At 69.2% G+C, this 26,209-nt stretch carries 26 protein-coding genes, 1 tRNA gene and 2 pseudogenes; 14 read left to right on the top strand and 15 right to left on the bottom strand.

Annotation, left to right across the window (positions count from 1 at the left end; all coding sequences use genetic code 11):
- Positions 1 to 110: 110 nt before the first annotated feature.
- A pseudogene (locus I9P22_RS07410) lies at positions 111 to 938 on the top strand (aconitase family protein); the annotation flags it as partial.
- Positions 939 to 1,113: 175 nt separating this feature from the next.
- Here the strand turns inward: I9P22_RS07410 and I9P22_RS07405 are convergent.
- Complete coding sequence (locus I9P22_RS07405) at positions 1,114 to 2,007, bottom strand: LysR family transcriptional regulator (protein WP_199258716.1); 894 nt, start codon at positions 2,005 to 2,007, stop codon at positions 1,114 to 1,116.
- A gap of 109 nt (positions 2,008 to 2,116) precedes the next feature.
- Between I9P22_RS07405 and I9P22_RS07400 the strand changes: the two genes are divergently transcribed.
- Together I9P22_RS07400 and I9P22_RS07395 are read left to right on the top strand one after the other, a co-directional pair.
- Positions 2,117 to 2,734, top strand: a complete 618-nt coding sequence (locus tag I9P22_RS07400; RefSeq protein ID WP_199258714.1) for a nitroreductase family protein — start codon at positions 2,117 to 2,119, stop codon at positions 2,732 to 2,734.
- A 15-nt stretch (positions 2,735 to 2,749) separates the two neighbouring features.
- Positions 2,750 to 3,613 (top strand): EamA family transporter, encoded by an 864-nt coding sequence (locus I9P22_RS07395; protein WP_199258712.1) that lies wholly within the window; start codon positions 2,750 to 2,752, stop codon positions 3,611 to 3,613.
- On the opposite strand, the gene I9P22_RS07390 is transcribed toward I9P22_RS07395, so the two are convergent.
- Positions 3,601 to 4,779 carry an MFS transporter gene (locus I9P22_RS07390; RefSeq protein WP_199258710.1) on the bottom strand — a complete coding sequence of 393 codons (1,179 nt, stop codon included), beginning with the start codon at positions 4,777 to 4,779 and terminating at the stop codon, positions 3,601 to 3,603. The genes I9P22_RS07395 and I9P22_RS07390 overlap by 13 nt on opposite strands.
- Positions 4,779 to 5,405: an NAD(P)H:quinone oxidoreductase gene (wrbA, locus tag I9P22_RS07385; RefSeq protein WP_199258708.1), complete on the bottom strand. Its 627-nt coding sequence runs from the start codon at positions 5,403 to 5,405 to the stop codon at positions 4,779 to 4,781. The genes I9P22_RS07390 and wrbA overlap by 1 nt, the downstream gene beginning before the upstream one ends.
- Positions 5,406 to 5,500: 95 nt before the next feature.
- Between wrbA and I9P22_RS07380 the strand changes: the two genes are divergently transcribed.
- The gene (locus tag I9P22_RS07380) at positions 5,501 to 6,412 is read left to right on the top strand and encodes a LysR family transcriptional regulator (RefSeq protein ID WP_199258707.1); all 912 of its coding nucleotides are present in this window, start codon (positions 5,501 to 5,503) and stop codon (positions 6,410 to 6,412) included.
- A 174-nt stretch (positions 6,413 to 6,586) separates the two neighbouring features.
- Here the strand turns inward: I9P22_RS07380 and I9P22_RS07375 are convergent, their stop codons facing one another.
- The 4 genes and pseudogenes from I9P22_RS07375 to I9P22_RS07360 all read right to left on the bottom strand — a co-directional run bounded on the left by I9P22_RS07375 (position 6,587) and on the right by I9P22_RS07360 (position 9,583).
- On the bottom strand, positions 6,587 to 6,829 hold the full coding sequence (locus I9P22_RS07375; RefSeq protein ID WP_199258706.1) for a hypothetical protein: 243 nt from the start codon (positions 6,827 to 6,829) through the stop codon (positions 6,587 to 6,589).
- Positions 6,830 to 6,961: 132 nt separating this feature from the next.
- Positions 6,962 to 7,766 (bottom strand): annotated as a pseudogene (locus I9P22_RS07370) (integrase core domain-containing protein); the annotation flags it as partial.
- A gap of 225 nt (positions 7,767 to 7,991) precedes the next feature.
- Complete coding sequence (locus I9P22_RS07365) at positions 7,992 to 9,254, bottom strand: class I SAM-dependent methyltransferase (protein WP_199258705.1); 1,263 nt, start codon at positions 9,252 to 9,254, stop codon at positions 7,992 to 7,994.
- 254 nt (positions 9,255 to 9,508) lie between these two features.
- Positions 9,509 to 9,583: transfer RNA gene (locus I9P22_RS07360), tRNA-Gly, on the bottom strand.
- Positions 9,584 to 9,782: 199 nt separating this feature from the next.
- Here I9P22_RS07360 and I9P22_RS07355 point away from each other — a divergent pair.
- A complete protein-coding gene (locus I9P22_RS07355; protein ID WP_199258704.1) occupies positions 9,783 to 10,403 on the top strand; it encodes a DUF5671 domain-containing protein in 621 nt (206 codons plus the stop codon).
- Entirely contained in the window at positions 10,396 to 10,824 is a 429-nt protein-coding gene (locus tag I9P22_RS07350; RefSeq protein ID WP_199258703.1) for a hypothetical protein, read from the top strand. The genes I9P22_RS07355 and I9P22_RS07350 overlap by 8 nt, the downstream gene beginning before the upstream one ends.
- Here I9P22_RS07350 and I9P22_RS07345 read toward each other — a convergent pair.
- Both I9P22_RS07345 and I9P22_RS07340 read right to left on the bottom strand, forming a co-directional pair.
- A complete protein-coding gene (locus I9P22_RS07345) occupies positions 10,821 to 11,273 on the bottom strand; it encodes a GNAT family N-acetyltransferase (protein WP_199258702.1) in 453 nt (150 codons plus the stop codon). The genes I9P22_RS07350 and I9P22_RS07345 overlap by 4 nt on opposite strands.
- A 60-nt stretch (positions 11,274 to 11,333) precedes the next feature.
- Positions 11,334 to 12,677 (bottom strand): condensation domain-containing protein, encoded by a 1,344-nt coding sequence (locus I9P22_RS07340; RefSeq protein ID WP_199258701.1) that lies wholly within the window; start codon positions 12,675 to 12,677, stop codon positions 11,334 to 11,336.
- Between the two features lie 196 nt (positions 12,678 to 12,873).
- Between I9P22_RS07340 and I9P22_RS07335 the strand changes: the two genes are divergently transcribed.
- Positions 12,874 to 14,496: a (2,3-dihydroxybenzoyl)adenylate synthase gene (locus I9P22_RS07335; RefSeq protein WP_199258700.1), complete on the top strand. Its 1,623-nt coding sequence runs from the start codon at positions 12,874 to 12,876 to the stop codon at positions 14,494 to 14,496.
- Between the two features lie 11 nt (positions 14,497 to 14,507).
- Entirely contained in the window at positions 14,508 to 14,750 is a 243-nt protein-coding gene (locus I9P22_RS07330; RefSeq protein WP_233253269.1) for a phosphopantetheine-binding protein, read from the top strand.
- A gap of 38 nt (positions 14,751 to 14,788) precedes the next feature.
- On the opposite strand, the gene I9P22_RS07325 is transcribed toward I9P22_RS07330, so the two are convergent.
- From I9P22_RS07325 to I9P22_RS07315, 3 genes are read right to left on the bottom strand one after another with little or no spacing between them, the layout of a single operon-like run.
- Positions 14,789 to 15,559, bottom strand: a complete 771-nt coding sequence (locus I9P22_RS07325; RefSeq protein ID WP_199258698.1) for a 2,3-dihydro-2,3-dihydroxybenzoate dehydrogenase — start codon at positions 15,557 to 15,559, stop codon at positions 14,789 to 14,791.
- Positions 15,550 to 16,206, bottom strand: coding sequence for an isochorismatase family protein (locus I9P22_RS07320; RefSeq protein WP_199258697.1), 657 nt, complete (start codon positions 16,204 to 16,206; stop codon positions 15,550 to 15,552). Before I9P22_RS07320 ends, I9P22_RS07325 begins: the two co-directional genes overlap by 10 nt.
- The gene (locus tag I9P22_RS07315; protein ID WP_199258696.1) at positions 16,206 to 17,414 is read right to left on the bottom strand and encodes an isochorismate synthase; all 1,209 of its coding nucleotides are present in this window, start codon (positions 17,412 to 17,414) and stop codon (positions 16,206 to 16,208) included. The genes I9P22_RS07320 and I9P22_RS07315 overlap by 1 nt, the downstream gene beginning before the upstream one ends.
- 376 nt (positions 17,415 to 17,790) lie before the next feature.
- Between I9P22_RS07315 and I9P22_RS07310 the strand changes: the two genes are divergently transcribed.
- Both I9P22_RS07310 and I9P22_RS07305 read left to right on the top strand, forming a co-directional pair.
- Entirely contained in the window at positions 17,791 to 18,765 is a 975-nt protein-coding gene (locus tag I9P22_RS07310) for a diacylglycerol/lipid kinase family protein (RefSeq protein WP_199258695.1), read from the top strand.
- Positions 18,762 to 19,550, top strand: a complete 789-nt coding sequence (locus I9P22_RS07305; RefSeq protein ID WP_199258694.1) for a metallophosphoesterase family protein — start codon at positions 18,762 to 18,764, stop codon at positions 19,548 to 19,550. Before I9P22_RS07310 ends, I9P22_RS07305 begins: the two co-directional genes overlap by 4 nt.
- Positions 19,551 to 19,640: 90 nt before the next feature.
- Here the strand turns inward: I9P22_RS07305 and I9P22_RS07300 are convergent, their stop codons facing one another.
- A complete protein-coding gene (locus I9P22_RS07300; protein WP_199258693.1) occupies positions 19,641 to 20,435 on the bottom strand; it encodes a VOC family protein in 795 nt (264 codons plus the stop codon).
- 189 nt (positions 20,436 to 20,624) lie between these two features.
- On the opposite strand from I9P22_RS07300, the gene I9P22_RS07295 reads away from it, so the two are divergent.
- Entirely contained in the window at positions 20,625 to 21,776 is a 1,152-nt protein-coding gene (locus I9P22_RS07295) for a THUMP domain-containing class I SAM-dependent RNA methyltransferase (protein ID WP_199258722.1), read from the top strand.
- A gap of 113 nt (positions 21,777 to 21,889) precedes the next feature.
- The gene (locus I9P22_RS07290) at positions 21,890 to 22,639 is read left to right on the top strand and encodes an SDR family NAD(P)-dependent oxidoreductase (RefSeq protein WP_199258692.1); all 750 of its coding nucleotides are present in this window, start codon (positions 21,890 to 21,892) and stop codon (positions 22,637 to 22,639) included.
- 3 nt (positions 22,640 to 22,642) lie between these two features.
- Here the strand turns inward: I9P22_RS07290 and I9P22_RS07285 are convergent, their stop codons facing one another.
- On the bottom strand, positions 22,643 to 23,179 hold the full coding sequence (locus I9P22_RS07285; protein WP_332909013.1) for a L,D-transpeptidase family protein: 537 nt from the start codon (positions 23,177 to 23,179) through the stop codon (positions 22,643 to 22,645).
- Positions 23,176 to 24,237, bottom strand: a complete 1,062-nt coding sequence (ribA, locus tag I9P22_RS07280) for a GTP cyclohydrolase II (protein WP_199258691.1) — start codon at positions 24,235 to 24,237, stop codon at positions 23,176 to 23,178. The genes I9P22_RS07285 and ribA overlap by 4 nt, the downstream gene beginning before the upstream one ends.
- A gap of 133 nt (positions 24,238 to 24,370) precedes the next feature.
- Between ribA and I9P22_RS07275 the strand changes: the two genes are divergently transcribed.
- On the top strand, positions 24,371 to 25,057 hold the full coding sequence (locus I9P22_RS07275; protein ID WP_199258690.1) for a response regulator transcription factor: 687 nt from the start codon (positions 24,371 to 24,373) through the stop codon (positions 25,055 to 25,057).
- A 263-nt stretch (positions 25,058 to 25,320) separates the two neighbouring features.
- A complete protein-coding gene (locus I9P22_RS07270; protein ID WP_199258689.1) occupies positions 25,321 to 26,106 on the top strand; it encodes an exodeoxyribonuclease III in 786 nt (261 codons plus the stop codon).
- Positions 26,107 to 26,209 lie beyond the last annotated feature (103 nt).

Here is a 26,209-nt window from a genome sequence, read left to right as displayed (position 1 = left end):
CGGATACAGACGCGGTTTTGCCCTGCATTTCTTGCGTCACGATGTCAGGCAGCTCTGACAAGAGCACACCGTCCCGGAAGATGCGGGTGTAAGGCGCGCGCTTGGCGATCCGAATCCAGATCATGATCGACAAGGGCATGGACAACGCGGCGGGGACGCTGCATGGCCTGATCGCCAAGGCGGACAAGCGAATCGCCGAAATCCGCTCCGGCGAGAAGCCGGCACTCGCCCCCGACGAGAACGCGAAGTATTTCGCGGAGGTCGTCGTCGATCTCGATCTGATCGACGAGCCCATGATCGCCGACCCGGACGTGAACAACGCGGATGTCTCCAAGCGCTACACCCATGACACGATCCGGCCGGTTTCCTATTACGGCGGCCAGAAAAAGGTCGATCTGGGGTTCGTCGGTTCCTGCATGGTGCACAAGGGCGACATCAAGATCGTCGCCCAGATGCTCAAGAACCTCGAGAAATCGCAGGGCAAGGTGGAGTTCAAGGCGCCCCTGGTCGTCGCCGCACCCACCTACAACATCATCGACGAGCTGAAGGCCGAGGGGGACTGGGAGATCCTGCAGAAATATTCGGGCTTCGAGTTCGATGACCTGCTGCCCAAGAGCAAGGCGCGCACCGAATACGAGAACATCCTGTATCTCGAGCGGCCCGGCTGCAACCTGTGCATGGGCAACCAGGAAAAGGCTGCAAAGGGCGACACGGTCCTGGCCACGTCCACGCGCCTGTTCCAGGGGCGGGTCGTCGAAGACACCGCCGAGAAGAAGGGGGAATCCCTGCTTGCCTCGACGCCGGTCGTCGTGCTGTCCGCGATCCTTGGCCGAACGCCCAGTGCCGAGGAATACAAGGCAGCCGTCGAGGGGATCGATCTCACCCGGTTCGCCCCGCCGCTGGAACAGCCGGGAACCTCACGATCGGTCCATTTCTGAAGGGCTGGCCTGGATCGGGCGAGGGGAAGACGTTCATCGGGCGCCGGCTGCTCCAGCGCCCGCATCGCGTCGGGGCAGTCTTGGAACGGACGAGGCGTGGATCTGGTCCGCTCCACCAGGGTCGCCCCTGCAGCGATGACGAGATGGCGGCCCGGTTCGTGACAGCGACCGGCGGCTATGTCTCGCCGCGCGTCTCATCGACCAGGAATTCGACGAAGGCGCGGACCTTGGGCAGAAGATAGCGGCGCGAGGGATAGACGGCATGGATCGCGGTCTGCACCGGCACCCAGTCGTCCAGCGCGGTGACAAGCCGTCCAGCCCTGATGTCCTCGGCGACATATTGGCGGGGGATCAGGTTCAGACCAAAGCCCGCCAGCAACGCATCGCGGATCGCCAGCCCGCTTGTCACCCTGTAGCGGCCTTCGATGGGCACCCGGACGGTCTCGCCCCTGCGGGTGAACTCCCATTCGCTGACATGGCCCGACAGGGTGAACTGGATGCAGTCATGCGCCCGCAGGTCCTGCGGCACGCGCGGCATGCCGCGCCGCGAGAAATAATCGGGCGAGGCGCAGACGACGTGATGCAGGGTCATCAGGCGACGGGCGACCAGGCTTGAATCCTCAAGCCGGTCGCTGCCGCGGATGGCCAGGTCGAAGCCCTCCTGCACGATATCGACGCGGCGGTCATCCAGTTGAAGGTCCAGCGACAGATCGGGATGGCGCATCAGGAAACCTGGGATCGCGGTCGAAAGCCGGGTCAGGGTGAAGGTCATCGGCGCGCTGACGCGCAGCAGCCCGCTTGGCTGGCTTTGCAGGGGGCCAAGCGAATGGTCTGCCTCGGCCAGGTCGTCCAGGATCCGGGCGACCTGCTCGTAATAGCGCCGGCCCGGCTCGGTCAGGCTCATGCGGCGGGTGGTGCGGTTCAGCAGCCTGACGTTCAGATGGCCTTCCAGTTCGGAAATATTCTTGCTGATGGCAGCGGGCGACAGCCGCATCCGGCGCGCGGCGGCGGCAAAGGAACCTTGTTCCACCACCGTCCTGAACACGTGCAGGGCGACCATCTGGTCCATCACTATTTACCTTCAGTAGCGAGTATCGAGATCATTTAGCCGATTATCGACTTTCCAGGAAGCAATTAGATCGGAGGTACAGCCAATCCGCCGTACACAAGAGGCCAACATGAACGACGCAATCATCTCCGGCATCAGGGCCCGCGCTTCCGCAAGCCGCTTCGAGGGCGCGAGGACGGTGCCGGACGCGCAGGTCCAGGCCCTGGCGGAGCTGGCGACCCGAGCGCCCACCGCCTACAACCTGCAGAACTGGCGCCTGATCGCGGTGCGCTCGCCCGCGGCCAAGGCACGGCTGTGCGACATCGCCTTCGGGCAGGCCAAGGTGACCGAGGCGGCGGTGGTCTATGTCGTCTGCGGCCAGGCGCCGTCGCACAGGACGCTGGCCGACCGGCTGCGACCTGCCGTCGATGCCGGGATCATGTCGCCCTCGACCGTTGGTTCCTGGGTTGCGGCGGTCGAGCAGACCTATGCCGGCGATGCCGGAATGCGGCGCGACGAGGCGATCCGCTCGGCCACGCTGGGCGCTGCCTTCCTGATCTTCGCCGCCCAGGCCCATGGGCTCGCCTCCTGCCCGATGGTGGGCTTCGACGCGGAACGGCTGGCGCGCGAATTCGTCCTGGCCGCGGATGAGATCCCAGTCCTTCTTGTCGCCGTCGGACATGCCGCAGAGGGCAACCGGCCGCAAAAGCCGCGCCTTCCGGTGGCGCAGATCCTGACGACGCTCTAGCAGCCCGAGGCCGACATGCCGAAACCATCCGACATCCTGCTGACCGCGCTGGCCCCGGCGGTCTGGGGCAGCACCTATATCGTGGCCACCGAGCTGCTGCCCGGCGCCCCGCCGCTGAGCGTCGCCGCGATCCGCGCGCTGCCTGCGGGGCTGATCCTGCTGCTTCTGGTGCGGCAGCTTCCCAAGGGGGACTGGCTCTGGCGCGCGTTCATGCTGGGGGCGCTGAACTTCACCGTCTTCTGGGCGCTGCTGTTCGTCGCAGCCTATCGTCTGCCCGGCGGCATCGCCGCGACGGTGGGGGCGGTGCAGCCGCTGATCGTGGTCCTTGCCGCAGGCGCGGTGCTTGGCACGCGGATCAGGGCGCTGTCGGTTCTGGCGGCGGTCATGGGCATGGCAGGCGTCGCGCTGCTGGTGCTGCAAGATGGTGCCGCGCCGGACATGACGGGTATCGCGGCGGCGCTTGGCGGGGCCTTCTCGATGGCCTTCGGCACCGTGCTGACCCGCAAATGGCGGCCGCCGGCTTCCGCCCTGGTGCTGACGGCATGGCAGTTGACGGCGGGTGGATTGCTGCTTCTGCCGCTGGCCTTGCTGCTGGACCCGCCGATGCCGCCGCTCGATGCCGCCAATGCGGCCGGCATGGGTTATCTCGTGCTGTTCACCGCCCTGACCTATATCCTGTGGTTTCGCGGCGTGGCGAGGCTGGAGCCGGCGGCGGTATCCTCGCTGGGCTTTCTCAGCCCGCTGACGGCGATCCTGCTTGGCTGGGCGATCCTTGGCCAGGCGTTGTCCGCATCGCAGACGATCGGCGCGGCGGTCGTGGTCGCCAGCATCTGGCTGAGCCAGCAGGCCACGCCATCAAGGCAGGTTCATGCCCGATAAGAGGCGGGCCGCAGCGCGCGGCCAAGCGTGACGGCAATCGCCATGCCGGTCAGCGCGGCAATGCCGACGATCGCCGCGGCTGCGGTCCAGCCATGGCTCTGGATGGCGCTGCCGACCGCGACCGGCCCGGCGATCTGGCCCAGGTTGTTGCCCTGCACCATGAGGCCAAGCACGACGGGAACCAGCCCTGCCGTTGGCGCCGCCAGCGGTGCCGAGGACAGAAGCACCGCCGGGATCAGCCCGCCGACGGCCGAGAACAGGACGCACAGCCCAAAGGTCGGCACGTCCGGCAAGACCGGCAGGAATATCCCCAGCCCGGCCACGCCCATTGCAAGGCTCGTCCCCGCCAGCAGCGCCCCCCGCCCGACGCCGCGCGACAGCAGCAGGCCCGCGGCAAGGTTGCCGAGGATATTGGCCGCCGTCGCCACCGCGCTCAGCAGGCCCGCCATCTGATGCGTGACCTGCATCCGCTCCATCAGCAGCACCGGCAGGAAGCCGAACAGCGCAAAGAACATCAGGCTGTAGAGCGCGAAGGCGGCGGCAAGGCCCAGCGGCCCGCCCGCCCTGACGGTGGCGGCCGCATCCACGGCAAGGCCCTGCCACGACCAGCGCCTGCGTTGGCTGTCCGGCGGCAGCACGCACGGGACCGCGATCCCGACCGCCAGCGCCAGGCCGGCGCTTGCCCACCAGATGTCGCGCCATCCACCGAAAAGCGGGCCGGCAAGCATCGCAATCGCCATGCCGGCGGGCATGAAGCAACTCCACAGCGCAAAGGCGAGGTCGCGGCGCGACCGCTGGGCCACATGGTCCAGGATGGAGGGCGCGGCGACGGTGATCAGCAAGAAGCCCGCCCCCTCGACGATGCGCGACACCAGAAGCCAGGCGAAGCTGCCGGCGGATGCGCCGAGCGCCGATCCGGCCGCCGTCGCCAGCAGGCCGAGGACAAGGATGCGCCGCCCGCCGATACCGGACACCAGCGCGCCGGCCGGAATGCCGCCCACCAGCCCGAGAAGCGCGAAAACCCCGGTCAGCCAGCCTATGGCGGACAGGCCCAGCCCCAGATCGGCCTGCAGCATCGGCGCGGCGATGGCCGCCTTGCCGACCTGCAGGGCGGCGGCGATCCCCGCCGCCACGATCAGCGCGACGGCCCCCCGGCGCGTCGCCATCACGCCGCCTCGCGCTTGCGTCCCGCGACCAGCGCCGCGGCGATTTCCGCCACATGCCACCCCTGGAAGCGCGCCCCGTCCAACTCGTTCGTGCTTGGCTGGCGGTCGCCGCCATCGCCGTCGTCGGCCAGCGTCGAGGCGCCATAGGGCGAGCCGCCGGTGATCTCGTCCATGCGCATCTGGCCCTTGAAGCTGTAGGGCAGGCCGACAACGATCATGCCCAGATGCAGCAGCACCGTATGGGTGGACTGGATCGTCGTTTCCTGCCCGCCATGCTGGCTGCCGGTCGAGGTGAAGACGCTGCCGACCTTGCCGACCAGCCGGTCCTCGGCCCACAGCCCGCCGGCCTGGTCGAGGAAATTCTTCATCTGCGAGGCCATATTGCCGAAGCGGGTCGGCGTGCCGATGATGATCGCGTCGTAATCGGCCAGTTCGCCCACCGTCGCGACGGGTGCGCGCTGGTCCTGCTTGTAGCCCGCCCTTTCCGCGACAGCCACGGGCACCAGTTCCGGCACGCGCCGGACCACGACCCGCGCCCCTGCCTCGCGCGCACCTTGAGCGACCGCAGTGGCCATGGTTTCGACATGCCCATAGGACGAATAATAAAGCACCAGCACATCGGTCATCGGTTCTCTCCTGTTCCTGTCGCGTCCAGGATAGGGGTGACGGATGACCGGCAGGAGTGATATAATTCAGATGGTTCCGATCATCTGAAGCGATCATGCTGGACGCCCTGACCCTCGACCAGATCCGCACCTTCGTCGCGGTCGCCGACAAAGGCAGCTTTCGCGCCGGAGCGGGCAGCCTGTCGCGGGCGCAATCCGGCGTCAGCGCAAGCGTGGCCAATCTGGAGGCGCAGCTGGGCGTGCAGCTGTTCGACCGCTCCGGCCACCGCCCGGTCCTGACGGCCGAGGGCAAGACGCTGCTTGCCGATGCGCGCGACATCCTGCTGCGAGTCGACGCGATGCGCGCCAGGGCGCGGGGCTTCGGCGAGGGTGTCGAGCTGGAACTGTCCATCACCGCCGACACGCTGTTTCCGATTCCGCTGGTCGGCACGGCGCTGGCCGAGATGCGCAGGACCTATCCCTCGGTGGCGGTCAGGCTTGCCATCCAGCCGCTTGGCGGGCCATTGCAGGCGCTGACCGAAAGGCGCTGCACGCTCGCCATCATGGTCGGCGAGGATTTCCGCGATCCCCGTATCAGCTTCGAGGCCCTGTCGCCCGTCTCGCAGGTGGCGGTGGCCGCGGCCGGCCATGCCCTGGCCGCCGGCCGCGGGATCGGCATCCCGGATCTGGCCGACCATGTCCAGATCGTGCTGTCCGATCCCTCGCCCTTGTCGGAGGGGCGGGATTTCGGCGTGCTGTCGCCGCAATCCTGCCGGGTCAACACCCAGGGCGCCAAGCATGCGCTGATCCTGTCGGGCGTCGGCTGGGGCAGGCTGCCGTCCTGGCTGGTCGCGGAAGACCTGAGATCCGGCAGGCTGGTCCGGCTGGATACGGCCGCGCTTGGCCGCAACGCCCAGGTCACTTCCCAAAGCTATCTCGCCCATCGCCTCGACGAGCCCTTCGGCCCCGCCGCAAGCACGTTCGCCAAGGCGCTGATGCGGCTTTGTGAAAGCGATTCAGCGGAGTAAACGATGGCCTGCTTCCGGTTCCATGACGCCCCTGGCGCGGCGCCCCGGAACGAATTGCGGTGAGGCGGCAGGCGCCACAGGCGGCGATGACGATCCGGGCGACGGACCGGTCGGGATGGCGGCTTTGCAGCCCGGGGCCGGCGCTGCCACGCCGGCGCCGCGATTTTCCGGCTTCTACCGGTCGAAATCGTCGCTGCGAAGCTGGTTGAGGCGCGTGTCCTCGATCACCAGCCGGTCGGCGCCCGCTCTGATGACGATATCGTCGCCGACCTGGCTGGCGCCGCCGCGGATGTCGGCCCAACTGTCGAAACAGCCATAGAAGGACAGGTCGATCACGTCGTCGTCATGGTGGAAATCGGTGATCCGGTCGCGACCACCATTCCAGATGAAGATGTCGGCACCTTCCCCGCCGGTCACCGTGTCGTTGCTGCGCGGCCAAAGAGTTTCAATCGGCCCTTTAATTGCGAGTTTGCGTCAAGCCTGTTTTCGGTCCGTGCCGGGGTTCATGGTCCTGATCAGCCCCTGCTTGCGGATCCATTCTGATTGTTGGTGCAATGTTGGCCGGGTTTCCAGCGCGGGTGGCATTGCTGGCCCGGGTTGCAGAGCCATCCGTGCTGGACACGCGGGGATGAAGACCTCCGGGGCCGGTGGCTTGTAGCCGAGCGGCCTATGCGGTCGCACAATATTGTAATGTCGGCGCCAACTTTCCACGACGTGACCTGTCACGGCGAGCGTGAAGAAGATCTCGCCATCGAGCAGTTCATCGCGCAGGCGGGCGTTGAAGCTCTCGATATAGCCGTTCTCCCAAGGTGATCCGGGCGCGATGTAGGCGGTCTTTGCGCCGACGGCGGCGATCCAGTCCTGCACGGCTCTGGCAATGAAGCGCGCCTTGAAGGCGCCATAGCGTCCATGGCGGCGGGCCAGCGCAACGATGTCCTCGGTCAGTTGCCGCTCGTCGCCCCGGCTGCGGGGAATGCGGCGCTGCGTGGAGCGATGCTGCCCCAGCACGCGACATACCCGGCGCTCCGAGATACGCGGTAGGGCTGTGCGAGCCTGGTCGATGCAGGCCCGGCGGTGCGAGGGGCTCAGAGGTTTCGCTGCGCGGACCTGCGGTTCCCCGTGCCGCCTCCGTCAGGATCAACTTGTGCCGCGTCAGATCGGCCACCGCCTTGCGCAGCCGCTCGTTCTCCTTTTGGAGTTCCTTCACCTGGCGAAGCTGATCCCGGCTCATGCCGCCATACTGCTGGCACCACCCGTAACAGGTCAGCTCGGAAACGCCGATCTGGCGGACCGCATCCGCCACCGCCATCCCCTGGCCGCGCAGCACCTCAACCGGCCGCAGCTTCGTCACGATCTCGTCGGGCTTGTGTCGCTTCTGTGCCCTCGTGGTCCTCCTTCATGGTCAAACCATACTTCAAGGGAGACCCGTTCAATGAGGCTGGATCAACCGGGCCGCACCCATGGTCCCAAGACCGATCACACCGATTTTCGCCTGCGTCATTGCCCCTCGTCCCCGTTCTGCACATCGGGGGCGGATGTTGCCGTCAACGGCGCCGGGGCACAATCGCGCCCCGGCCGTTCAGCGATAGATATAGTCGCGCCGGAACGGATAGCCGGAATGCGCACCGGGCATGTCTTCCGAGCCGCGCGCCGGATCGGGATTGATGAGCAGGATCTGGTGCAGGGCCACCCAGCCCCGCTCGAAGGCCATCGCGCAGCCGGCCAGGTAAAGGCGATAGGCGCGCAGAATCTCGGCGGCGCGGCTGGGGGGCATGGAACGGGCCAGGGTCTGCTCGGCCTGCGGCAATTGCGATTCCAGCGCATCGGACCAGCACCACAGCGTCCTTGCGTAATGCGGGCGCAGGTTCTCGGTATCGACCATCTCCAGCCCGGCCTGCGACAGGGTGCGGATGGCATGGCTGACATGGATCAGCTCGCCCCCGGGGAAGATGTGCTTCTCGATGAAATCGCCCAGGCCGCCGCCGACCATGGCGTCGTCCAGCCCGGCGGCGGTGATGCCGTGGTTCAGCGCCATGCCGCCGGGCTTCAGCAGCCGGCGCAGCGTCTCGCAATAGGTCAGCATGTTGGCGCGGCCGACATGCTCGAACATGCCGACCGAGGCGAGCTTGTCGAAGGGCTGCTCGGGCTGCAGGTCGCGATAGTCGCACAGCCGGATGCGCACCCGCTCGCCCAGGCCCTCGGCCTCGATCAGGCGGCTGACATGTTCGAACTGGTTGCGCGACAGGGTGATGCCGGTCGCATCCACCCCGTAATGGCGGGCGGCATGCATCAGCAGCCCGCCCCAGCCGGCGCCGATATCGACGAAACGCTCGCCCGGGCGCAGGTCGAGCTTGCGGCAGATCAGGTCCAGCTTCGCCTCTTGCGCCTGGGCCAGCGACATCTGCGGATCGCGGAAATAGGCGCAGGAATAGACCCGCAGCGGGTCGAGCCACAGCGCATAGAACTCGTTCGAGACATCGTAATGCGAGCGGATCTGCTCGGCATCGCGTTCGCGGCTGTGATGCAGGGCGGAATGGACGCGGTTCTTCAGCCGTTGCCACAGCGAGGGGCGGATGGCCTGGCCCTCGGCCGGGGTCAGCGCCGCGACCACCTGCATCAGGTCGCGCATCGAGCCCTCGACCCGGGCGCGGCCGGCGACGATCTCGTCCCCCAGCCGACCCAGCCGCCCGGCCGCCAGCTGCGCCAGCCCCGACATGTGGTCGAAGGCCAGGGTGACGGGCGCCGCGGGCGGGCCCAGCCGCTTGCCCGAGGGCAGGCGCACCCCCAGCGGCACCGAGAGTTGCTGCAACTTGGTTTCGATCAGAGCTTCCAGAGCCGGCATGAGCACCTCACGCTAGGGCTGGCCGCGAATCGGCGGATGATGTCGTTGCGAAGCGCGGCAGCTTGTTCCTGACGGATGTCCCGGACGACAGGCGGGGCAACATGGCTGCGATACTAGACCCGATTCGCGGAAAATGACCAGAGGGGGCAGCGCATCGGCGCGAATCGGCGAATCGGCGCGCAAAAAGCCGAAAGCGGCCCGAAGGCCGCTTTTCGTCTGTTCCCGAAGGACAACCGATTCCCGAAGGAAGATTTTGGAGCGGGCGATGAGATTCGAACTCACGACCCTTACCTTGGCAAGGTAATGCTCTACCCCTGAGCTACGCCCGCGCTCCGTATCCGATGGCGCTTGGCCTTCGGTGAGGCGTCATTTATGGGAGCGCGCCGGGGCGTGCAAGGGGAAAAATCGCGCTGCCGGGAAAATTTTCGCGCCCGCCGCGGCGTCACGCGCGAAACCGCCCATCCTGTCATGCCGCCGGGCTTGACCGCTCGGCCGCCATGCCGAAACCTGCCGGCGAAGGGGACACCGATGAAACCAGCCGACCAGCTCTCTGAATTCGTCCGCCACGCCATGGCCCAGGGCGGCAGCCGCGACCAGATCGCGCGGGCGCTGGCCCATGCCGGCTGGTCCGAGCCCGAGATCGACGAGGCGATCCACGGCTGGGAGGTATCGCCCGGCCTGCCGCCGGTGCCACGGCCGCGCCCCTATGCCTCGGCGCAGGAGGCGCTGCTTTACGGCTTGCTGTTCCTGTCGCTGGGCATGATCGGCTGGCATGTGTGCGACCTGGGCATGGCGCTGGTCGACCGGCTGATTCCCGACCCGGCCGAGGGATATTCCTATCGCTACGGCAGCTCGGCGCGCTGGTCCATCGCCTCGCTGATCGCCTTTGCACCGCTGTTCCTGCTGCTCAACCGCAAGGTCGCGGGCATGAGCCGGGACGATGCTGGCCGCCGGCGGTCGCTGGTGCGCAAGTGGTTCGCCTCGCTGACGCTGCTGGTCGCGTCGCTGGTGTTCCTGGGCGACGGGATCTATGTCATCTACGCGCTGCTGAACGGCGAGCTGACGGCGCGTTTCGCTGTCAAGGCCGCGCTGGTGGCCGGGGTGGCGGGACTGGTCTTCGCCTATTACCGGGGCGAGTTGAATGACTAGGCGCTGGCCGACCATCGCCATCGGCCTGCTGGCCGCCGTCGCCATCGTGCTGGGGCTGGCGCTGACCGGAGGCCCCGGCCAGGCGCGCAAGGAACGCCGCGACCGCCAGCGCGAGGGCGATCTTTCCGCGCTTGCCACGCTGGTGCGCTGCCTGGCCGACAACAACGGTGGGCGGCTGCCGGCGCGGCTGGAGACCACGCCGGAATGCGACTGGCAGGCGCGGCTGGCCGATCCCTTTACCGGCGAGCCCTATCGCTACGAGGTGACCGGGCCGCGCAGCTATCGGCTTTGCGCCGGGTTCGAGCTGCCCGAGGACCGGCCTCCCGGCCTGCGCGACCGTGACGCCGAGGGCTGCGTGCGCCGCGACTATCGTCCCGGCGCTTCCGCGGCCCCCGCGGCGACCTTTCCCCTGCACGACTAGGGCAGCGGCTTTTCCATGTAGACCCGGTCCAGCCCTTCCTCGCGGATGCGGTGCGTCTCGACATAGCCGAGGCGGGCATAGAGGGCCTGGTTCTCGACCATCGCGACATGGGTATAGAGCCGCAATCGCGGCAGGCCCAAGGCGCGGGCGCGCTTTTCGGCGAAATCCATCAGCCGCCGGCCAAGGCCCCGGCCCTGCGCGCCCGGTGCGACGGCGAGGTTCTCGACCAGCAGGGCGTCGGCCTGCGCGACCAGCACGATCAGCCCCAGCACCGCGCCACCGCCTTCCAGCAGATGCGTCTGGCCGGTGGCGATGCGCGCGGCATGGTCGGCCAGCATCGGGCCGGGCTTGCGGCCGATGCGCGCGACGTAATGGCCATAGGCGCCATCCACCAGCGCCGCGATCGCGGCGAGATCGCCGGCACCGGCCGGCCGGATGTCGCTGTCCATGATCCTTTCCTTTTCCCGGTCCACGCAGGATGGCCGCGGGGCGGGGGCAAAGGCAAGCCGTCAGGCCAGGGCCGACAGCGGCCGCGACAGGTTTTCCGGCACCAGCGCCGCGGCCAGAAAGCGCGGCAGCGCCCCGGCCAGCCGGGCGAAGTCCCCGGGCGGGGTCAGGGTCGGATCGGCTTCGATCAGCAGTTCCAACCCGCGCGCTTCGCCATCGCCGCGGATGGTGAGGTTGAAGCCGTCGCCCGGCCCGTTCGACAGCACATGCCGCGTGGTGTCGCAGCCGGCGAAGCGCGCCTCGTCAAAGGGCAGCACGTTGATCAGCGGCGAAAAGAAGAAGCGGCTGCGCGGCTCCATGCCGTAATCCTCGGCGATCTGCTCGATGCGATAGCGGCCATGGCGGCGCAGCTTGCGCAGCCGCGCGCCCAGCCGGGCCAGCGTCTCGGCCAGCGGCTCGGATTCGTCCAGCGTCACGTCCAGCGGCAGGATGTTCACCACCAGCGCCGGGACCGAGACGGCGACGCTGCCCATGCGGCTCATGTAGGGCAGCCAGACCGGCATCGAGACGCGGCCGCCGTCCTGCCGGCGCTCGGCCGAGCCGTCCTGCAGATGCAGCGCCGTCCAGGCCGAGCAGAGCACCGTCAGCAGGTCCGGCCAGCCCATGCCGACCGCCTGCGCCTGGCGCAGCAGCGCGCGCCGCAGGCCGGAGAGGTCGTGTTCCGCCGTCAGAGCCTCGGCCGGGTAGTTCTCGGAACCCTTGCGCAGCACCTTGGGGCGCGGCTCGGCGGCCAGGACCTCGGCCCAGTGCCGGCCGTCGGCGGCATGGCGCGGGCTGGCGCGATAGTCGAGTTCCTCGTTCAGATAGGCGGCGAAGGGGCGCAGCGCCGGGCCGGGATCCGAACCGTCCAGCGCGGCGGCGTAAAGCCGGGCGCAGCGCTGCTCGATCAGGCCCATGGCATAGCCGTCTGACGCGATGTGATGGCCGCGGTTGAACCACAGGTAATGCCCCTCGGCCAGCCGGATCAGCCATTGCGCGGCGATGGGCTGCTCCAGCAGGTCAAGCGCCGCATCGACATCGGCCTGCATCAGCGCGAAGGCATGGTCGCGGGCATCGGGGCACTGCGACAGGTCGATCTGGCGCAGCATCGGCCGGCGTTCGGGTTCGATGCGCTGCACCGGCTGGCCGTCGGCGCCCAAGCCGAAGCGCAGCGCCATGATGTCGGTTTCCGCGATGGCGCCCTCGATGGCCCGGACCAGCGCCGGGGGATCGGCGACGCCGCGCAATTCCACGGCATGGGCGACGGTCGAGACGGCCTCGCCGGGATGGAAACGGAACTCTTCCCAGAAATCCAGTTGCGCCAGGGTCAGGGGCATCCAGAGCCCCTCGGCGTGGTGATGCGTCATGAAATCCCCTCTCCCTCCAGGGAGCTTGGCGTCGGAATGAGAGAGTGCTGGCTTGATTGCGACCCGGGGGTCGCGGCTGGCTTGCTTCGAGAGAGAAAGCGGGATAAAAATACTCAACTATTGACACCCGTCAAGGTGCCGCAGGCGCCTTGCGCGGGTTGTTGCCACGGAATTGCCGACCCAAAGCAGGTGCCCCATGATCGAATTCAGTCCCTGGCCTCAGGATCTCGCGCAACGCTATCGAGAGGCCGGCTACTGGATCGACCAGCCGCTGACCCATATCCTGGACGCGCAGCTTGCCGCCAATCCCGAGGCTGAGGCGCTGGTCTGCGGCGACCGGCGCTTCAGCTATGCCGACCTGGACCGGCTGTCGCGCAACCTGGCCGCGCGGCTGGCGCAGCAGGGGCTGGGCCATGGCGATGCGGCGGTGGTGCAGCTGCCCAATGTGGCCGAGTTCTACATCGCCTTCTTCGCGCTTTTGCGTATCGGCGTGGCGCCGGTCAACGCGCTGTTCAGCCATCGCCGGCTGGAGCTGACCGAATATGTGCGCCAGATCGCGCCGCGCCTGGTCATCGCCTCGCGCCAGCACGAGCTGTTCCGCGACGATGCCCTTGCCGATGAGCTGCGCGCCGGCGGGGTGGGGCATGTGCTGCTGCTGGGCGAGGGCGCGCCCGAACGCAGCCTGACCCATTGGCTGGCCGATGGTGCCGAGCTGCCGGCGGGGGCCGGGCCGACGCCCGCCGATCAGGTCGCCTTCTTCCAGCTGTCGGGCGGCAGCACCGGCACGCCCAAGCTGATTCCGCGCACCCATAACGATTACGACTACAGCATCCGCGCCAGCGTCGAGATCTGCGGCGTCACCTCGGCCACGCGGTTCCTCTGCGCGCTGCCGGCGGGGCACAACTTCACCATGAGCTCGCCCGGCGCGCTGGGGGTGTTCCATGCCGGCGGCACGGTGGTCATGGCCCCCAGCCCCGAGCCGCTGGCCTGTTTCGACATCATCGCGCGCGAACGCGTCACCATGGCCCCGCTGGTCCCGCCCGCCGTGGCGCTGTGGCTGCGCGCGGTCGAGGAAGAGCCCGCGCGCCGGGCGCAGATCGGCAGCCTCGAGCTGATGTTGGTCGGCGGCGCCAGCTTTGCCGAGGCCACCGCGCGGCGCGTGCCCGAGCTGCTGGGCTGCCGCCTGCAGCAGGTTTTCGGCATGGCCGAGGGGCTGGTGAACTACACCCGCCTGACCGACCCCGAGGAAGTGATCTTCACCACCCAGGGCCGCCCGATCAGCCCCGACGACGAGGTCCGCATCCTGGACGAGCACGGCCAGCCGGTGCCCGACGGCACGCCCGGCGCGCTGGCCACCCGCGGCCCCTATACCTTCCGCGGCTATTACCGCAGCCCCGAGCACAATGAAAAAGCCTTCGATGCCGAGGGCTTCTATCACTCGGGCGACGTGGTGGTGCGGCAGGGCGGCAACCTGCGCGTTGTCGGCCGCATCAAGGACCAGATCAACCGCGGCGGCGAGAAGATCGCCGCCGAGGAGATCGAGAACCTGCTGGTCCGCCATCCCGACATCACCCATGCGGCGCTGGTCGCGGCCCCCGATGCGCATCTGGGCGAGAAAAGCTGTGCCTTCCTGGTGCTGCGCGAAGGGGCGGGCAAGCTTTCGCCGCCGGCGCTGCGCCGGCACCTGCTGGATCTGGGCGTGGCCGAATACAAGCTGCCCGACCGTTTCCGCTTCCTGCCCGAACTGCCGCTGACCGCGGTGGGCAAGATCGACAAGCGCCGCCTGCGCGACAGCCTCGTGGCCGAAACCGCCGCCTGAAAGGACGAATGATGGATAGTGCCGAAAAGACCGATCTCAGCCCCGAATGGCTGGCCGCCCGCGTGGCCGCGATGATCGAGGACGAATGCGAGATCGAGCCAGGCGAGAACCTCGTCCTTTACGGGCTCGATTCGATCGCGGTGATGACCTTTTCGTCCGAACTGAAGCAGATGGGCATCGAGGCCAGCTTCGAGGAGCTGGCCCGCGAGCCGACGCTGGACAACTGGTGGGCGCTGATCTCGTCGCGATTGTGAATGACCGGCCGGCCGTGACGGGCCGGCCGTGAAGCGGGTCAGGCGCGCAGCGTCGCGCCGCCGTCGACATACAGGTCGGCCATGGTGACATGGCCGGCCTGGTCCGACAGCATGAACATCACCGCGCCGGCGATGTCCTCGGGCGTCGCCAGCTTCTTCAGCGGGATGCCGGTGCGATAGGCCTCCAGACTGCCCTCGATCACCGCGCGCTCGCCGGCGCCGCCATCCTCGGTCCACATGCCGGTCTGCATCGGCGTCAGGGTCGAGCCCGGCGCGACGATGTTGCAGCGCACGCCCTGTGCCGCCAGTTCCAGCCCCAGGCAGCGGACCAGCATGGTCGCCGCCGCCTTCGAGGCGGCATAGGCGCCCATGTTCAGGCGCGGAATCCCCGCCGCGTTCGAGCTGACCGTGACGATGGCGCCGCCGCCGTTGCGCACCATGGCGCGGCCGAAGGCGCGGGTGACGTTGAATGTGCCGCCGGCATTGACGCCGATCACCCGCTCCCATTCCTCGGTCGGCAGGTCCAGGAGCGGCCCGATGGCCAGCACCCCCGCCGCATGGACTCCCAGGGCCAGCGGACCATGCGCGGCCTCGACCTCGGCCACCAGCGCCTCGACGGCATCGCCGTCGCGCACGTCCAGCGCCCGGTTCTCGGCGCCCGCGACCGGGTTCGTGGCCAGCGCCGCGTCGGTATCGGTGGCGACGACCTTCGCCCCCGCCTCCAGCAGCGCGGCGACCACGGCCCGGCCGATGCCGCCGGCCGCGCCGGTGACGATGGCGGTTCGGCCCTCGAATCCGGTCAGGCGCATGACTTCACCTCTTGCGCTTGCAGCGCGACCAGCGCCTGCCGGGTGGACAGGGCCACGCCGCAGGTGGCGGCGATCCAGCTCATGGCCATATCCTGCTTCTCGCGCGAGAAATCGGCCTGCGCATCGGCCACGGCAAAGGCCTCGATGTCGCGCTGGAACGCCTCGACGGCGGTGGCGAGGCAGCCGATATGGGCATAGACGCCGCAGATCATCAACTGGTCGCGCCCGCGCGCCCGCATCAGCTGCTCCAGGTTGGAACGCTGGAAGGCGCTGTAGCGATGCTTCACCAGCACGATGTCGCCTGCCGCCGGTGCCAGTTCGGGCAGGATCTCCTCGTGCTCGGGGACGGCGCTCATGCCCGGCCCCCACAGGTCGGCCTGCAGGCCGCGGTCCGGGCGGAACTGGTCGCCCTTCTGCGCGGTGTAGAACACCGGCACGCCCGCCGCCCGCGCAGCATGGATCAGCCGCGCGATATTGCCGACCACCGGCGCCAGCGGCGCGCCCTCGGGATAGGGGCGGCAGAAATAGCGCTGCATGTCATGGACCAGCAGCGCCAGCCGGTCGCGGTCGGGCTGCCAGGGGCCGCGCGCCTTGGGCAGCTCGGCCTCGGTCGGGGGGGCATAGGGGGCGATGCCGGGCAGGGCCATCAGTTCTCTCCGTCCTTGCGCGCCACCCCGGCCAGGCCCGCATCCTGCGGCAGGCCCAATGCGGCCAGGAAGGCGCCGAATTTCGCGCCGGTCTCGGCAGTCTCGGCCATCGGGTCCGAGCCGGGAACGATCCCCGCCCCGGCGTAAAGCCGTGCCTGCCGGCCGCTGATCTCGGCGCAGCGGATGGCGACATACCAGGCGCCGTCGCCTCGGGCGTCGCACCAGCCGACCGCCCCGGCATAGAAGTCCCGCGCCACGGGTTCAAGCTCTCCGATCAGCCGGGCCGCGCGCGCCATCGGCACGCCGCAGACCGCCGGCGTTGGATGCAGCGCCGAGGCCAGCACCACCGAGGGTGTATCCTCGTCGCGCAGCCGCCCCTCGATCCGGGTGCCCAGGTGCCACATGCTGCGGGTCGAGGTGATGCAGGTGCCCTCGGGGCAGCTCAGTTCGCGGCACCAGGGCGAGAGGGTGTCGAGGATGGATTCCACCACCAGCGCATGTTCGCGGTGATCCTTGCCGGAATTGGACAGCACCTCGGCCGCGGCGCGGTCGGCCACCGGGTCGGCCAGCCGGCGCGCCGATCCCGCCAGCGGATGCGATGAGATGCGCTTGCCGGTCTTTTCGACCAGCAGCTCCGGCGTGGCCCCGCACAGCATCCGGCCCTGCGGATGCGCCGGACCCGAGGGCAGGGCGACGCGAAAGGCGGTGACGGTGCGGTCGGCATGCAGCCGCGACATCAGCGCCTCGACCGGGATGGGGGCGGCCGATTCGACCAGCAGGGTGCGGGCCAGCACGATCTTTTCCAGCGCGTCCTGCCGGCCGGATTCCTCATACATGACCGCCAGCGCCCGGGCCACGGCGCGGGCATAGTCGCCGGCCTGCGGCTCGGGCGTCAGCCGCCAGTCCTGCAGGGGCAGGCCCGCGGGGGCGATGCCGTTCGGGGCCGGGGCCGGCTGGGCGGTGCATTGCCACAGGCAGTCCTCGTCCGCCCGGTCGAAGGGCAGGGCGCCGCCGATCATCCCCTCTGCCGGAAGCGAGGCCAGCGCCTCACTCACCCGCGCTGCCAGGGTGGCGGCATTGCCGGGCGGCAGGCGCCGGGCGGCGCCGCGGCCAAGGACGCGCCCCGAAGGGCCTTCGAAACCGAACAGAACTGGATCAGGCACAAGTGACGCCGAACTCTCGGGCGCCTCGGACAGGCGAATGTTCATCATGCATCTCGTTTCAAAGAATATCGTCCCAAGCAAGGCAGGAGGCCGCGGCAGGATATGCGCGGGCGACGCAGTCACGGCGCATGCTGCGGTCAGGTCTCCGGGGCAGAATATCTCCCGCTTTGGGTTCAGGCAGTTGCTGCTTCGGGTGGCGAACCGCCGCTGGCCCGGAAAAGGGCGCGGCCGGCCGGGACCGGATGACCCGCACCCCGCCCCTCGGCTTCCCGCGCGCAATCTGTCAAAGCTGCCTGCCAAAGGCAAGTAAAAAGATCAGGATTATCCGACGGCGGCGGAAAGCCGCAGCCCGCCGCGGGCGGCGCCGGGAACCGGTCGCGTCCCGGCCGTGTTCCGGCAGGCAACCGCGATGAGGCAAAGCATGACGGAACAGCGCGATCCGCCGGCCGGGACGGCGTCTCCCACGGCCTTTCCCCTTGCCGGGGCGCGGGTCTGCGCCATCGTCAACATGGGCTCGGGCCGCAAGCAGGGTCCCGACATCGCCGGCGAATTGCGCAAGGCGCTGCAGGACCGGGTGGCGGCGCTGGAGATCCGCGGCACCGAGGCTGGCGCGGACCTGCCCGCCATGGCCCGGCAGGCGGTCGAGCAGGGCTTCGACCTGATCGTCGCGGCCGGCGGCGACGGCACCCAGGCGGCGGTGGCCAGCGCCGTGGCCGGCTCGGACAGCGCCATGGCGGTGATCCCGGGTGGCACCTTCAACTATTTCGCCCGCGACCTCGGCTCGGGCGAGACGGTCGAGGAGGCGCTGAAGATCTTCGAAGCGCCCCAGATCCGCGCCGTCGACATCGGCGAGATGAACGGCACGGTGTTTCTGAACAATGTCAGCTTCGGCGCCTATCCGGAAATCCTGAAGCGGCGCGAGACCATCTACAGGCGCTGGGGCCGGTCGCGGGTGGCGGCCTATTGGTCGGCGGTGGCTGCGCTCTGGACGCTGCGCCGCCCGCTGCGGCTGACGGTGCGTGCCGGGGGGCGGGAGCGGCGCTTCACCACGGCGCTGGCCTTCGTGGCGAAAAGCGCCTACCAGCTCGACACCTTCGGGCTGGAAGGCGCCGATTGCGTGCGCCAGGGCCAGCTGGCGCTGCTGGTGGCGCGGGCCCGGCGTCCGGCGCCGCTGGTGCGTTCGGCCCTGCGGCTGGCCATGGGCAAGACGGCGCGCTATGCCGATTTCGACCTGATCTGCGCCGATGAATTCGAGATCGAGACCGTGCCGCGCCATGAATATGTCGCCCATGACGGCGAAAAGACCTGGATGGATTCGCCCTTTTCCGTCCGGGTGCGCAAGGGGGCGCTGAAGGTGCTCGTGCCGGCCGGCAGCGGCGGACGGGACGCGGCATGACGCGCATCCTGCATCTCTCGGACCTGCATTTCGGCTATGAACGCGCTGCGCTGGTCGAGCCGCTGCTGGACCTGGTGAACGCTGCCCGCGCCGATCTGGTCGTGGTGACGGGCGACCTGACCCATCGCGGCCGCTCGGCGCAATTCGCCCGGGCCGCGGCCTTCCTGCGCCGGATCGAGGCGCCGCTGATCGCGGTGCCGGGCAATCACGACATCCCGCTCTACAAGCTTTCCGACCGGATGATGCAGCCCTATGGCCGCTGGCGCCGCGCCATCGCCCAGACCCTCGAGCCGGTCGGCCATGTCGGCGGGGTGCGGGTGCAGGGGGTGAACAGCGTCGATCCCATGGCCTGGCAGCGCGGCATCATCACCCCGGCCCAGGTGGCGCGGGTGATCGCGGGACTGGACCCGGCCTGCGTCAACATCGTCGCCCTGCACCACCCGATGCAGCAGCGCCCGCAGGTGGACAAGGCGCTGATGAAGGGCGCCGGCCCCGCCCTCGACCGTTTCGAGGCCGAGGGCGTGCAGCTGGTGCTGAGCGGCCACCTGCACCTGTGGTCGATCGGCGCCTTCCTGGGCGAAAGCGGCCGCCCGGTCCTGCAGGTGCAGGCGGGCACCGCGCTGTGCGCCCGGCCCGACGACCGGCAGAACGAATGCGCGGTGCTGGATTTCCGCGGCCCGGACCTGGTGGTCGAGCGCCATGTCGCGCCGATGGACGAGCCCGGCTTCCGCCCGCCGCAGGAACTGCGCTTCACCCGGCGGACCGGCCTCTGGCGCCCGGCCTGATTTCTTCGTTCTCCCAATACTCCGGGGGACGCCTCTCGGGCCCCGTCGAGGGGCCGGAGAGGCGTGGGGGCAGAGCCCCCGGCCACGGGCTCAGCCCTTCGGCTCGACGCGCAGCCGCGTGCCCCAGGGATCGCTGAACGCCGCCTGTCCCAGCGCCGCCAGCGCGTCGGCATCGGCCGCCAGAACCACCTCGGCCAGCCCGGCCGCATCGGCGCTGCGCGGCCCCGCGCCGCGGCTGTTCCAGATGTTCCCTGCCAGGTGATGGTGATAGCCGCCGGTGGCGAAGAAGCTGGCGCCGGACATATGGGCGCTGCGATCCATGCCCAGCCGGTTCATGTAGAATGCCTCGGCCTCGGCGACATTGCCGACCTGCAGGTGGACATGGCCGATCACGCTGCCCTCGGGCGCCCCGGTCCAGGGGGCATCCGCCGCGTCGAGCAGGCTTTGCAGGTTCAGCGCCACCGTGTCCATCCGCACCTGGCGGCCATCGGTCTGCCAGGCCGAGCGGGGCCGGTCGGCATAGATCTCGATGCCGTTGCCCTCGGGATCGCGCAGGTAGAGCGCCTCGCTGACCAGGTGGTCCGAGGCGCCGTCCAGGCCGATCCGCCGGTCGGCGGCATGGCGCAGCCAGCGCCCCAGTGCCTTGCGGTCGGGCAGCAGGAAGGCGGTGTGGAACAGCCCCGCCTCGCGCGGGCGATGGCGGGCGGCGCGGTCGCGGCGCAGCTCCAGCAGCGGCCGGCCGCCGGCGCCCAGCACCAGTTCCTCGCCGCTGCCCGACAGGCGGTCCAGGCCGATGGCGGAGTGGTAGAAATCCCCGACCTTCTCCAGGTCTTTGACGATCAGCGCCACCCGGCCGATCTGAATGGGTGCATCGCTGCTGGCCATGACGATCTCCTTCCTGTCCTGTTTCCGCCAAGATAGGTGCGGCCGGATTGGCTTGAAATGGCGCCAATCGAGGAACACTGTCGCCAGAACGGGGATGATTGCCTTCGCCGGCGCCGCGGCGCATGATGCGGGGCCTTTCGCTGCCGGATGCCGATGAAACCCAGAACCCCGTCCCGCAAGACCAAGCCCATGCCCGCGCCCCGCCCGCAGCCCGAGGCCGCGCCGCTTGCCGCCGATCCGGCGCGCATGGAGATCTTCCTGGTTGCCACGCCGGGCCTCGAGGAACCGCTGGCCGAGGAGGCCCGGGCGCTCGGCTGGGACGCGCAGGTCCAGCCCGGCGGCGTCGCCTTCACCGGCGGCTGGCCGGATGTCTGGCGGGCGAACCTGGAGATTCGCGGCGCGACGCGGGTGCTGGCTCGCATCGGCGCCTTTCGCGCCATGCACCCGGCGCAGCTGGACAAGCGCGCGCGCCGCTTTCCCTGGGCGGACTGGCTGCGCCCGGACGTGTCGGTCCGCATCGAGGCCAGCAGCCGCAAGTCGCGCATCTATCACGCCGGCGCCATCACCCAGCGCGTCGAGGCCGCCCTCCGCGACAGCCTCGGCGTTCCCGTTGCCGAGGATGCGCCGGTCACGCTGAAGGTCCGGCTGGAGGATGACCTTTGCACCCTCAGCCTGGACACATCGGGCGAGTCGCTGCACCGGCGCGGCCACAAGCAGGCGGTCGGCAAGGCGCCGATGCGCGAGACCATGGCGGCGATGTTCCTGCGCCAATGCGGCTTCGACGGGGTCGAGCCGGTGCTGGACCCGATGTGCGGCTCGGGCACCTTCGTCATCGAGGCGGCCGAGATCGCGGCGGGCCTGCGTCCCGGCCGGATGCGGCATTTCGCCTTTGAACATCTGCCGGGCCATGACGCGCCGGCGTGGCAGGCGATGCGCAGCGCGCCGGTCCCGCCCGCCTCGGGGCAGCCTCGTTACCGCGGCAGCGACCGCGATGCCGGCGCCATCCGCATGAGTCGTGAGAATGCCGAACGCGCCGGGCTGGACGGCTGGACCCGTTTCGAGAACCGCGCCATCGCCGGGCTGGAGCGTCCCGAGGGACCGCCCGGCCTTGTCATCGTCAACCCGCCCTATGGCGCGCGCATCGGCAACAAGGGGCCGCTGTTCGGCCTGCACGCGGCGCTGGGCGAGGTGCTGCGCGAGCGCTTCCGCGGCTGGCGCATCGGCCTGGTGACCAGCGAGGCGCCGCTGGCCCGCGCCACCGGCCTGCCGTTTCGCGAGCCGGGGCCCTATGTCGCGCATGGCGGGCTGAAGATCCGGCTGTGGCAGACCGGGCCGCTGTGACGGGGCCGCTGTGACGGGGGAACCCGGTCCACGGCGCGGCATTGATACGATTGGCCGCAGGGACGTGGCCCCGGCGGACGCTATCATGTCCCGGAATCACGCAGGAGGCTCGCATGGACATTCGTTTTGACAACAGGATCGCGCTGGTGACCGGCGCCGGCTCGGGGCTGGGCGAGGCGATCGCACTGGAGCTTGCCGCCTCGGGTGCCACGGTGGTGGCCGCCGACCTTCACGAGGAAACCGCCCGCGCCACCGCCGACCGGATCGTCGCGGCAGGCGGCCGGGCCGAGGCGGTGGCGGGCGATGTTTCGGACCCCGAACAGGTGCGCAAGGCGGTCGAGGTCGCCAAGCGGCTGGGCGGGCTGCACCTGCTGGTGAACAATGCCGGCATCGGCGGCCCCAGCGCGCCGGTCGGGGAATACCCGCTGGACGGCTGGCAAAAGGTGATCGACGTGAACCTGAACGCGGTCTTCTACGGCATGCGCTACGGCATCCCGGCCATGTTGGAAGCCGGCGGCGGGGCGATCGTGAACATGGCCTCGATCCTCGGCTCGGTCGGCTTCGACGGCGCGGGCGCCTATGTCTCGGCCAAGCATGCCGTGCTGGGCATGACCAGGAACGCGGCGCTGGAATATGCGCAGAAGGGCATCCGGGTGAATTCGGTTGGCCCGGCTTTCATCGACACGCCGCTGCTCGACCAGATGGATCCGGAGGCCAAGCAGGCGCTGGTCGCCCGCCACCCCATCGGTCGGCTGGGCCGGGCCGACGAGGTGGCGGGGCTTGTCGCCTTCCTGCTGTCGGACCGCGCCAGCTTCATCACCGGCAGCTATCACCTGGTGGACGGCGGCTATACGGCGCTGTGACGCCTAGTCCTTGCCGTGCCGGCTGGCGGGCTTGCGCGCCGGCCAGCGCGGCAGGGCGGGGATCTCCAGCACATCGCCCGGCGCGATGGCCGAGGCGAGACGGATCAGGTCGCGCCGCGCCATGGCGATGCAGCCGGCGGTCGGGAAGCCCGGCCGGCGCCATTGATGCAGGAAGATCGCCGAACCGGCGTTGGGCCGGGCCTGCGGAAAGTTCCAGTTTGTCACCAGCACGATGTCGTAAAGCGGGTCGGCGCGCCGCATCGCCTCGTGGCTGGGGCCGAAGGGCGCGCGCACCGGATGGTTATAGGCCGGATGGTCTGAGGCGTCGCACCACAAATCGCCCGGCAGGATCGGCCGCGCCCAGGCCGCCGGCCGCGCCAGCCGATCCGGGCGATAGAGCAGCCCGACGATGCGGTGCCGGCCGACGGGCGTCGCGCCGTCGCCCTCGGCCTTGTCAGCCCGGATGCCGCCGCGCCCGACCGCACAGGGGATGAGCTGCGACCCCGCCCGCAGCCCCATGGGGGTCAGCAGCAGCCTCACAGCAGATGGCCCGATTTCGCGGCCTTCACGTCCAGATAGCCGGTATTGTGGCGGTTGCGCGGGGTGATCAGCGGCACGCGCTCGGCCACGCGGATGCCGTGGCCCTCCAGCATCGCCACCTTTTTCGGGTTGTTGGTCATCAGCCGCACCGCCTCGAAGCCCATCTTCTTCAGGATGCCGGCGCCGATGCGGAAATCGCGCTCGTCGTCCTGGAAGCCCAGGCGGTGGTTGGCCTCGACCGTGTCGAAGCCCTGGTTCTGCAGCGCATAGGCGCGCATCTTGTTGGCCAGGCCGATGCCGCGCCCCTCCTGGTTCAGGTAAAGCAGCACGCCCGCGCCCGCCTGGCCCATCGCGGCCAGCGCGGCATGCAGCTGCGGGCCGCAATCGCATTTCAGGCTGCCCAGCACGTCGCCGGTGAAGCAGGCCGAATGCAGCCGCGCCAGCACCGGCGCCGCGCGCGAGGGGGCGCCGATCTCGACCGCGTAATGCTCGGCCTCGCCATTGTCGGGGCGGAAGATGTGCAGCTTGGCGTTCTCGGCCGCCAGCAGCGGCAGGCGCGCGGCGGCGACGGGGGCCATCGCGGCCTCGGTCGCCATCTGCGCCAGCGCCGGGCCGGGGGAAAGCCGCGTCAGCCCCTCGGGCGGATCGGCCAGGGGCACCACCAACACCGCGGGCAGCAGCTGCGCCGATTTCGCCAGCGCGATGCCGGCGCGATGCGGATCGACATCGCCGCCGCGCGGGCTGCGGAACGGCCCCTTCATCGGCGTCATCAGGTCGCCCGCCGGATCGGCCACGGCGCGCAGCCAGCCCAGATCGGCATCGTCCGGCACCGTGACGCGCGCCAGGTCGCGGTCATAGACCCGGACCTTCAGCGTCTCGGCCCGCGGCTCGGTGATCGCCAGCACGGCGGGGCCGAGGGCGCGCATCGTCTCCAGCCGGTCGGCGCGCAGCGTCTCGACCGCCGCGACCAGCTGGCCGCCGATGACCACGGGCAGGCCCATGCGCAGGTCGGCGCGGGCGCGCGACAGGGTCTCGGTCAGGGTGGGGATCAGGGTCATCGGGCCAGCATGGTTGAAACAATCTGAAACATAGGGCGGATTTCCGACAACTCCATGTGAGAATTGCTGCAAACCGCTGGACGCCTGCCGCGCCGCGCCACAGTTTTCCGCCATAACGCCAAAGGAGGCAAGAATGGCCGGACTGAAAAAGATCCTGCTGGTCGATGACGAGGAAGACCTGCGCGAGGCCCTGGCCGAGCAATTGGTCGCCACCGAGGATTTCGAGGTGTTCGAGGCCGGCACGGGCCACGAGGCGGTGGAAAAGAGCAAGGGCGCCATCTTCGACCTGGTGGTGCTGGACGTGGGCCTGCCCGACACCGACGGGCGCGAGCTGTGCAAGCGGCTGCGCAAGCAGGGCGTCAAGTGCCCCATCGTCATGCTGACCGGCCACGACACCGATGCCGATACCATCCTGGGGCTGGATTCGGGCGCGAACGACTACATCACCAAGCCGTTCAAGTTCCCGGTGCTGCTGGCGCGGCTGCGCGCCCAGCTGCGCACGCATGAGCAGTCCGAGGACGCGATCTTCCAGCTTGGCCCCTATACGTTCAAGCCGGCGATGAAGATGCTGATCGACGCCAAGGACCGCAAGATCCGGCTGACGGAGAAGGAAACCAACATCCTGAAATTCCTGTATCGCGCCCAGGACGGGGTGGTGCCGCGCGACGTGCTTCTGCACGAGGTCTGGGGCTACAATGCCGGCGTGACCACGCATACGCTGGAGACGCATATCTATCGCCTGCGCCAGAAGATCGAGCCCGACCCCTCGAACGCGCGGCTGCTGGTCACCGAATCCGGCGGCTATCGGCTGGTTGCTTGATAAAAGTTCATCGGCGGAACCCGCGCATGGCTTGCGGGTTCTGCCTGCGAAGCCCGGTGGTCGGAGGATGCGGCCACATGACGACCCGGCCCCGGTCCGCCCGGCGGCCGGGTTTTCTTTGCCGCCGCCGGCGGGGGCGCTTCGCCCCCCACACCCCCAGAGAGGATTTGTGAAATGGAGAAAGCGGCGGCCAGGCGGTTTTCAGGCAGCGGTGGACAAGCCCCCTTCGCGCCCCTAGGGTCCGTCCCCGAAAAGGAGCTGCCATGTTCACCATCGCCACCTGGAACATCAATTCGATCCGCCTGCGCGAGGCGCTGGTCGCCCGCTTCCTGGCCGAGGAAGCGCCGGACATCCTGTGCCTGCAGGAGACCAAGAGCCCGGTCGAGAAGATCCCGCTGGAGGCGTTCCGGGCGCTGGGCTACCGGCATGTCGTGGCGCGCGGGCAAAAGGGCTATAACGGCGTCGCCATCCTGTCGAAGCTGCCGATCGAGGATGCGGGCGACCGCGACTATGCCGGGCTGGGCCATGCCCGCCATGTCGCCGCCCGGCTGGAGAACGGCGTCACCATCCACAACTTCTACGTGCCGGCGGGCGGCGACATTCCCGACCGCGAGCAGAATGTGAAGTTCGGCCAGAAGCTGGATTTCCTGACTGAGATGCGCGACGCCTTCCACGCCGACAAGCCTGCGCGCTCGATCATGGTGGGCGACCTGAACATCGCCCCGCGCGAGGACGATGTCTGGTCGCACAAGCAATTGCTGAAGATCGTCAGCCACACGCCCGTCGAGGTCGAGCACCTGGGGGCGGCGCAGGATGCCGGCAGCTGGGTGGACATCACCCGCAAGGACATTCCCCGGGGACTGCTTTACAGCTGGTGGAGCTATCGCGCGCGCGACTGGGACGCCGCCGACAAGGGCCGGCGCCTGGACCACATCTGGGCCACGCCGGACATCGCCAATGCCGGGCATGGCAGCCGCATCCTGCGGCCGCTGCGCGGTTGGCAGCAGCCCAGCGACCATGTGCCGGTGCTGGCCAGCTTCGATCTCTGATCCCCCGCTGCGGCGCTTCGCCGCAGCGCCCTGCGCGGCCGGCGCAATCTTGCATCGCGCCGGTTGCTGCGCCATCTAGGGGGCAACCCTGTCGCATGAGGAT

This window comes from Paracoccus binzhouensis (genome assembly GCF_016446475.1).
Taxonomy (GTDB): Bacteria; Pseudomonadota; Alphaproteobacteria; order Rhodobacterales; family Rhodobacteraceae; genus Paracoccus; species Paracoccus binzhouensis.
Note: the sequence above shows the minus strand (reverse complement) of the source record. Positions and strands in the feature narration are given on the sequence as shown.